The following is a 7,610-nucleotide window of genomic DNA, read 5'->3' as shown; positions in this document are numbered from 1 at the left end:
GAAATGGTTTCTTGAAAAATGATAGCAACTTGAATCCTGTGTTATTTAGAAGTCCTTTTTTAGAACCCAGTTTCTTCAAACATTTAGAACAACTCAATTTAAAATTACAAACAAAAAAAGAGAGTTAATGCTCTCTTTTCTAATATCAACCTCTGAAATGAATTTAAAAGGTGGGCTTACTTTTGAATTTATTTTAGAGGTTCCTCAATTCTGAAAGAATTGATAATTTGAGATAGTTGAGAGAATATGCTAAAATAATTTTAAGTAAAATTATACTTAAAATGGAGGTGCTAAAAATGGAAAATGTTGTTCCTGTATCAGAAATGAGATATTACAATCAAACACTAAGTGATGTTTCTCAAGGTTCACAAGTGATTCTAACTAAAAATGGTACTGCAAAATATGCAGTAGTAGATTTTAGTGAATGGGAAAGAACAAAAGCAACAGTTAGACTTTTAGAAGAACTGCAAAAAGGCTATCAATCATTAAGAACAGAAAAAAACTACACTGCTGATGAGTTTATAAAAGCACTGGAGGAAGATTTTGAGTAATTACAATGTTACTGTTCCTGAACAAGTGCTTAGAGATATGAGAGAGGCTATATTTTACAAAAAAGAACTAGGAACATATCAAGAAAACTTGAAAAAATTTCAAACAGAACTCACAGAGTTTATGGAAGTACTGAAAACTTCCCCTAAAATTGGTTCAAATCTATCTGTAAGAATTGGCATTGAGACCAATGTAAAATACAGAGTGATTGAAGATTATATTTTGTTCTATGAGATTTTAGGTTCAGAAGTCTATGTATTAAGAGTGTTGCCTGCAAAATCAAATTGGATGAATAATATCCTTAAACAGATTTAAAAAAACAACAGAGTTTATAGTCTGTTGTTTTTTGTATAACTTTTAAATTAATATTTTTTGGTGTGCAGTATAAAAACTGGACTATATAAAGCCCCCTAGTGCTTTGAGACCCTCTGTCATCAAAGCACTAGGAGTAATTTTGTGCCATTTATAAATTAGTATTAGGAATTCTATTCAAGAAAATATGATGGAGAAGCTGCAGAGCCTAATTCTTGAGCTGTTATTCCTAATTGGTCATAAGATAGTGCATATACTGTACTGCCATCAGTTGCATAAGCATTGTTTGGAAATTCATCTAATTTACCATCATTTTTTTCTGTTATTTTGAAACCATATTTCAACTTATTTTTAGTTTCTTTCACTGATTTGAGTTCATCAGAAGATAGCACTTTTATTTCTGGGGCATTTCCTTCTTTTTCTGCTATATCAGTTATACTTGTCTCTCTTCCAGTTCCTACAAGATAAAATAAATCATTTACAGTGTTAGAACCCAATAAGTCTTTTACATATTGAGAATCTTTCTCTGAGTTATTTTCATAGGACTTAAATGTTACATTTTCTAAAGCAGTTTTAGTCTTAGAATCAGATTCTACCTTGTTCCAACTCTCTGAAGTTACTGTGTCTTTGCTTTCATAATATTTGCCATCTTTAATGAATCCCTTGTTTTCTTCTGTATCATTAAGTCTTTCATTTATCTCATCTTTGTTTGTGGTAGAGAAAAATTGATTAATTATCTGATGTCCTTCATAATCTAAGTTATTTAGGAAAGTATCATTCCTTAAAGAGACTAAATAATTTACTCCATCTTTTTCAATTATTCTTCCAGCATCATCTACTACCAGCTCATAAGGATATGAAGTAGCAGTAAATTCCTTTTTTTGCATAGTATTATTTTTGTCAAAATAATTTGTTTTAGCATCATTTCTACCTGCATAAGCCAATAGATATCTTCCATCTGAGAAAACAATCAAACTATGTTCAGCAACATCAGTTTCATCTTCTTTCCCTTGATATATTCCTACAATGTTTTCCAAAGTTGTAGGTTTTTTGTAGGTCACATTATAGTATTCAACTGCATCTTTTCCATTCAAATTAACTTTTTCTTCTTTTGGTTCAGACTTTGTTTCAGAACTTTGAGAAGTAACAGCATCTTCTTTAGCTGCTGAATTTTCTTTGTTTTTTGTAGTGCTACAAGCAGTTAAAATTAAAATGCTAGTTGCAAGTAGACCAATAGTTGCCATTTTTTTCATAAAATTTCTCCTTAAATTAAATATACATATAATATAATAACTTATATTTTCTTAGTTTCCCAAAATTTTTCTGAACCAACTCTTTGGTTTTTCTTTTTTTAGTTCAGAAAATTCTAGTTATAACATCAAGGTACTGACTAACAATTTTGTGCAACTTACTTTCTAAAAAAGATTTTCTTAATTTTCTCTGCATTTATTATCAAGAAGAAACCAATCAAAAAAACAATGCCCTCAGCTACTTGCCAATTATTCATAAATAAAAACAGAAAACCGCTAATAAACATCAGTAATATCCCTAATAATATCAGATAAACATCTAAGTTTTTCATTTCATATTCCTCTTTATTTCATCATATAAATTTTTAGCTTGCACTAATCCTAAATTAGTATATTCTCTAATTTTTTTAATAACTGCTACATCTTTTTCGTTAGCTAAAATCATAGATTTTATAACTTGAATTTCTTCGGAACTCATATTTCGTATAGTAGGACCTGTAATAGCCTCAAGCCAATCATCAATAAAATTACTTAAAATAATAAAGATGATTGACAATACCAAGTAAGTGCTATTATTGGTACGGAAGTAGGTAACTATAAATACTAAAATAACAACATACAAAAAATATTTAATATATTTATGGTTCAAGTATTTTAATGGATTCATCATTTCTCCTGTCTCATATTTCTATTTATCCAAAAATTCTTCTGAACCAACTCTTTGGTTCTTCTTTTTTTAGTTCAGAAAATTCTAGCTCTAATTGTTTTTTCTCATCAAGTGTTTGCTTGGTTAAAATTTGTTGATTCTCTAATAGTTTTTGCAAGTGGTCAATCTGAGTATTCTTTTTCTCCAATTCTTTCTGAAAAAAATCAAGTTGATTGGCTAGGTAATCGCTGGGTAATTCACTAGTTTTTGCATTAGGTATTTTACCTAGTATATTTTCTTTTATTATCTCTATACCAGTATTTTCAATGTAGGTAATGCCGTTTTCTTTAGTAGTAAATTCTCTAGGTAATTTCCTGACTTGATACTTAACCTTATCTTTGCTGACATTCAACTCATCAGCCAATTGTTTTATAGTTTTTTTCATTTCAAATTACCACCAATATCTCTTATAGAGGTATCTATAATTAAAATTTCATAGCCAACCAATTTTCTATTATTTTTAACTGGTGTGATATTAAATTCTACTGGTATTTTACTTTCTAGCTCATTACACCCTCTTTTAATAACATTATTTGTAAATTGACTAGGAGTCATTTTTTTATCTCCCAAGAACCATTTTTGCCATTCTTCAAAACTTCCAGTTATAGTTGTATATTTCTCTTTTCCTCTTCTATGACTCTCCCACATTTTTAGAAATATAAGAGCATACTTTCCTTTTATATTTACTAACTCTGCTAGTTTGAAACTATAAAAATGCTCTCTTAAGTCAAATACAAGAGGGGCAACATCTTCTGAGAACTTAAATTCAATTTCTCCATCTTGAAAAATCCCAATTTTAGAAAAGAGTTGAGTCATCAAAATACCTTTACTTCCATTCTCTCTGACTGTTGGAAGATATATAGCAGTATTTTCATTTAAAAATTTAAAGGTCTCTGCAATCCTTATATAGTTCTCTCCTGTTTTGCTCCAGCCAAAATGCTTAATTATATCTCCTGCAGTTGTCTGATAAACATCATTGACCTTACTGTCCTTTGTGACAAAGCTAAAACAAAAATCTAATATCTTATGTTGTAAGCTAGATAACCCACCAAGGGCTTTAGCTAAATCATTCCCTTGCACAACAAGATATTCTTGTCTACTTAAAAGTTGTTGAACAGCTATATCAGCTTTTTTATTTATTTGGATATTTCTCTCCCCCTTTTGATAGTATTGAGTAACCAAATAATATCAAAAATCATAAAAAATCACAAACGAGAATTTTATGTATTTTAGAAACTTTTCTAGTAGAAAATGAAATAGTTCTAGTAGAAAATGAAATAGTTCTAGTAGAAAATGAAATAGTTCTAGTAGAAAATGAAATAGTTGAACCTTTCCAGCCTTGGTATAACGCCATTTCTCCCCCTCCTAAAGTATATATAAAGTATGTTTAAATAAAGTATGTCTAAAAAGTATTTTATTTATTAGCAAAAAAAGAAAAAAAACTCAAACTTTTTCAAACTTTTTTATTCTTGTGCTATAATTTATGTGTAAGAAAAATTATTAAAAACTCTCAAATTTTGAGGGTCTGAAAATCGAACAGTACACTAAAAAACAAATGAACAAAAACAAGGCTCTTTTCTAAAATTTGGGAAAGGAGTCTATTTTTATGTCTACAAATAATTTAAAAAGATATAGAACATTCAATGGAATGATTAACTATGACTATTTTAGAAAAAATGAAAATGGGAAAATTGAGAATACTTTATCAGAAACAGATTTTAAAGAACTAGCTATTTCTGAAATAGCTAAAGAAAAATCAATAGATTGGTTTTGTCTTGTAGCTCACAATAGAGATTCTCTTGATGAAGAAGCAGGAACTCTAAAGCCTTACCATATTCATTTTATAATCAGATTTGAAAATGCTAGAACAATCAACAGTGTTCTAAATTCATTATCTCAAATAAAAATATCAGAGAGAAATCTTTCAGCAGCTCAATCAGTAGCAAGTTCCTTATTGTATCTGACACACACGACCCCACAAGCAATTAAAGAGAAAAAAACAAGGTATGAGATTTCAGAGCTATCAATATTTGCAGAAAATCACTTTCTAAATCAATCAGAAAAAGAACTTTGGTATAGAAATAAGATTAGTGGTTCTGTAGGACAAATTTCTAAAAAATTTGATGAAACAGCTATAATTATTGATATTTACAAGGAAATTCAACAAGGGTTTATTCCTACAGACAATAATTTACTGGAATTGATTAAGTCCTACCATTCTCTCTATCAGCTTTCAGAAGAAGAAATTTTAGTTTTTGTCAGAAAAAACAGAAAGCAATTTCAACTAGATAGAGAATCTTATATTCAAGATTATGTCAGAACCAAAAAATCTCAAGGAAAGGCACACAAACTTATTTATATCAATGGTTGTGGAGGTATTGGTAAGTCAATTTTTGCTCAAAGTCTTTCAAAAAAACTCATTGACTTAAAATATTCAACCCAAGATAAACAAGACTTACTTTTTGAAAGTAGCAGCTCTGGAAAAAATGCAGACCTTTTAAATCAATATGAATTACAACCCATTTCAATTTTTGATGATTTGAATATCAATAGTTTTAGCAACACACAGCACTTTCTGAAACTATTTGAGAAAAATATTGTGCCACTCATTCAATCAAGGTATCAAAATAAATATTTCTTGTCTGAATATAGCTTTATAACAAAATCAGAACCAATAAAAACTTTTATTAGCAGCATTTATAGATTAAATGGAGTTCATTCAGAAATTAATTTCAAGCAACAAATTTTGAGGAGATTTTCTTTGATTATAGAAATGGAAACAGACAAAATTATTCTCAAAAAAATACTGAGAAAACCCAATACAACTGAATTTGATATAGTTATTTCAGAAGTAATGGAATTTGATAACTTAAGTTTCATAGAGTTATTTTCAAGCTATGATACAGACAATACTCAATTTAAAAAACTGCACAAACAAAGAGAGAAAATCATTGAAAAAATAGTCAATGAATACCTATAAAAACTGAAATTTTTTAAGAAAAATATTTTTACTTTATATAATTAAAGTGTAAGAAAGTAGGGGAAATTTAGTCAGAGAAAACTGCAACAAATCAAGGGAAACAAGTATGACAAATAAAAATATATTAAACCTAGAGAAAAATATTGAACAAACGAGGTTCTTATTGGCAAAAATCGTTCGAGACAAAATTATTACTTTTGAGAAATATAGTAAGCTCTTGGATTCAACGCTACTGTTGCATAATACAATCCAAGAGTTAAAAAGAGAAAAACAAGAAAATTTGGAGGACAAATAAATGACATTAAAAAATCTTAGACAGTATAACTCTTTTGACTGGAAACAGTTTATATCAGACCACAATAATAGCTTGATGTTTTTGAGCGTTGAAGACAATTATTTGTATGAAAATGGAAAAAGATTAGAAACAATTACCGGTTCAAAAATAACAGTTTTACTCACAGCTGGCGACAATGAATTTGAAAAATTAAAAATTAAGCTACCAACACTATCTCGAGAAAAAGTCGAACAAAATATTAAAAAGGGACAGCATCTTTATTTAGAAGGAGTCGAAGCTCGTATTTATGGTGATTATCAAAATAATCTTTCTATCACTTCAACAGGCTTTAAAATTTTGAATAATAAAAGCAAGGATAATCAATAATGTTTTCTAGCTTGAAAATAATCAGTAGCAAACATTTTAGATTGCTCATTGCCACAATTTCAATTTTGATTGTGGCTTTTCTTTTAATTATCTTGCCCCCAACAAGATATATAGCTCTATTTTCCATTTTTAGCCTGTTTTCAGCCCTTTTAAGTCAAAAGGTAAGGAAAACTATTAAAGAGTATTTTATTACCCTTAAAATTGAAACTGAGGGGCTTTTAAATAATGGTATCTATCTAAAAGAAGTTCAACCCTCTTTAGAACAGAAACATATATTTGTTAGACTACCAAAAATAACAGTAAAAGCTGATATTGAAGATAGTGTTAGAGAAATATCAATAGCAATAAGCCCTTACAATCAAGAAAGGCTCTCAACCCTTGACCTATCAAGTGTTTTTAATGGCTTCATTCAACAACAAGCACAACCAAACAGAGACAACTCTCAAATGGTTTATAAACTCTTGAATATCAATTCTGACTACTTTTATAAATTTATTAATGTGAAACAACTGTTTCAGTTTCAGAAGAATTATCAATCTGAAATTCCTTTAGATAAATACAACTCAATTCCTGTTTTGAGCCACAAAATAATTGTAGCAAGGTCTGGAAATGGTAAATCGTTCTTGTTGCTGTATCTTATTAGCTTTCTAGCACTCTCACAGAAAAATATTTTATTAGTGGCTGACTTCAAGCAATCTGATGTATTTATATCTTGTAGAGATAACTTAGGTTTAAGGTCTGTATCAAGTAAAGAAGATATTCTACAAATGGTTGAAGATACTTACTTAGAGCTGTTAAACAGACAGAGAGCCTTTAATAATTATCAAGGAAATAAACTGGGCTTAACTATGGACAAGTTGGGATATAAACCACTGTTTCTTGTAATCGATGAATTGGCTAGTTTTACAGCTGCTTTAGATAAAAAAGAGCTTGAACAGTTTAACTTCCATTTTAAGCAGATAATGCTTCTTGGGAGGGCATTATCAGTATTTTGTCTAATCACTATGCAACAATTCAATGTAAAAAATCTTGGTGGAAGTTCAGAGCTTAAAGAGCAATTTGGAGACCAAATATTGCTTGGAAATAATGATAGCCAAACTATTCAAAATTTGTATGGGTCTAATGAATTACCTAATTTTCAAATGGAAAAGG

General features: G+C 29.1%; 12 protein-coding genes. 6 read left to right on the top strand and 6 right to left on the bottom strand.

Annotated elements, in window-relative coordinates; all coding sequences use genetic code 11:
* The first annotated feature begins 296 nt into the window (after positions 1-296).
* A complete protein-coding gene (locus IGI38_RS24780) occupies positions 297-551 on the top strand; it encodes a type II toxin-antitoxin system prevent-host-death family antitoxin (RefSeq protein WP_042219838.1) in 255 nt (84 codons plus the stop codon).
* The gene (locus tag IGI38_RS24775) at positions 544-864 is read left to right on the top strand and encodes a type II toxin-antitoxin system RelE/ParE family toxin (RefSeq protein ID WP_438734610.1); all 321 of its coding nucleotides are present in this window, start codon (positions 544-546) and stop codon (positions 862-864) included. The genes IGI38_RS24780 and IGI38_RS24775 overlap by 8 nt, the downstream gene beginning before the upstream one ends.
* 170 nt (positions 865-1,034) lie before the next feature.
* Here IGI38_RS24775 and IGI38_RS24770 read toward each other — a convergent pair whose 3' ends face one another.
* The 6 genes from IGI38_RS24770 to IGI38_RS24745 all read right to left on the bottom strand — a co-directional run bounded on the left by IGI38_RS24770 (position 1,035) and on the right by IGI38_RS24745 (position 4,171).
* Positions 1,035-2,114 carry a hypothetical protein gene (locus tag IGI38_RS24770; RefSeq protein ID WP_438734609.1) on the bottom strand — a complete coding sequence of 360 codons (1,080 nt, stop codon included), beginning with the start codon at positions 2,112-2,114 and terminating at the stop codon, positions 1,035-1,037.
* Positions 2,115-2,269: 155 nt separating this feature from the next.
* Complete coding sequence (locus IGI38_RS24765) at positions 2,270-2,443, bottom strand: hypothetical protein (RefSeq protein WP_438734608.1); 174 nt, start codon at positions 2,441-2,443, stop codon at positions 2,270-2,272.
* Entirely contained in the window at positions 2,440-2,778 is a 339-nt protein-coding gene (locus tag IGI38_RS24760; RefSeq protein ID WP_438734607.1) for a ribosomal protein L7/L12, read from the bottom strand. The genes IGI38_RS24765 and IGI38_RS24760 overlap by 4 nt, the downstream gene beginning before the upstream one ends.
* A 25-nt stretch (positions 2,779-2,803) precedes the next feature.
* Positions 2,804-3,202 carry a DUF536 domain-containing protein gene (locus IGI38_RS24755; protein ID WP_438734606.1) on the bottom strand — a complete coding sequence of 133 codons (399 nt, stop codon included), beginning with the start codon at positions 3,200-3,202 and terminating at the stop codon, positions 2,804-2,806.
* Positions 3,199-3,999: a replication initiation protein gene (locus IGI38_RS24750; RefSeq protein WP_438734605.1), complete on the bottom strand. Its 801-nt coding sequence runs from the start codon at positions 3,997-3,999 to the stop codon at positions 3,199-3,201. Before IGI38_RS24750 ends, IGI38_RS24755 begins: the two co-directional genes overlap by 4 nt.
* Positions 4,000-4,012: 13 nt before the next feature.
* On the bottom strand, positions 4,013-4,171 hold the full coding sequence (locus IGI38_RS24745) for a hypothetical protein (RefSeq protein ID WP_438734604.1): 159 nt from the start codon (positions 4,169-4,171) through the stop codon (positions 4,013-4,015).
* 252 nt (positions 4,172-4,423) lie between these two features.
* On the opposite strand from IGI38_RS24745, the gene IGI38_RS24740 reads away from it, so the two are divergent.
* From IGI38_RS24740 to IGI38_RS24725, 4 genes are all read left to right on the top strand, one after another.
* Positions 4,424-5,797, top strand: coding sequence for a Rep family protein (locus tag IGI38_RS24740; protein ID WP_438734603.1), 1,374 nt, complete (start codon positions 4,424-4,426; stop codon positions 5,795-5,797).
* 106 nt (positions 5,798-5,903) lie between these two features.
* A complete protein-coding gene (locus IGI38_RS24735; RefSeq protein WP_438734602.1) occupies positions 5,904-6,092 on the top strand; it encodes a hypothetical protein in 189 nt (62 codons plus the stop codon).
* Complete coding sequence (locus IGI38_RS24730) at positions 6,093-6,458, top strand: hypothetical protein (protein WP_438734601.1); 366 nt, start codon at positions 6,093-6,095, stop codon at positions 6,456-6,458.
* A partial coding sequence (locus IGI38_RS24725) for a hypothetical protein (protein WP_438734600.1) occupies positions 6,458-7,610 on the top strand: 1,153 nt, incomplete at its 3' end. The genes IGI38_RS24730 and IGI38_RS24725, both read left to right, overlap by 1 nt.

It is taken from the genome of Enterococcus sp. AZ128 (genome assembly GCF_051714485.1).
GTDB lineage: Bacteria > Bacillota > Bacilli > Lactobacillales > Enterococcaceae > Enterococcus_A.
Note: the sequence above shows the minus strand (reverse complement) of the source record. Positions and strands in the feature narration are given on the sequence as shown.

Bases quoted from the DNA above. Each gene is read 5' to 3' on its own strand.
- IGI38_RS24740 (WP_438734603.1), top strand. From the start codon at position 4,424: ATGTCTACAAATAATTTAAAAAGATATAGAACATTCAATGGAATGATT.
- IGI38_RS24755 (WP_438734606.1), bottom strand. From the start codon at position 3,202: ATGAAAAAAACTATAAAACAATTGGCTGATGAGTTGAATGTCAGCAAA.
- IGI38_RS24730 (WP_438734601.1), top strand. From the start codon at position 6,093: ATGACATTAAAAAATCTTAGACAGTATAACTCTTTTGACTGGAAACAG.
- IGI38_RS24760 (WP_438734607.1), bottom strand. From the start codon at position 2,778: ATGAATCCATTAAAATACTTGAACCATAAATATATTAAATATTTTTTG.
- IGI38_RS24745 (WP_438734604.1), bottom strand. From the start codon at position 4,171: ATGGCGTTATACCAAGGCTGGAAAGGTTCAACTATTTCATTTTCTACT.
- IGI38_RS24765 (WP_438734608.1), bottom strand. From the start codon at position 2,443: ATGAAAAACTTAGATGTTTATCTGATATTATTAGGGATATTACTGATG.
- IGI38_RS24735 (WP_438734602.1), top strand. From the start codon at position 5,904: ATGACAAATAAAAATATATTAAACCTAGAGAAAAATATTGAACAAACG.
- IGI38_RS24770 (WP_438734609.1), bottom strand. From the start codon at position 2,114: ATGAAAAAAATGGCAACTATTGGTCTACTTGCAACTAGCATTTTAATT.
- IGI38_RS24780 (WP_042219838.1), top strand. From the start codon at position 297: ATGGAAAATGTTGTTCCTGTATCAGAAATGAGATATTACAATCAAACA.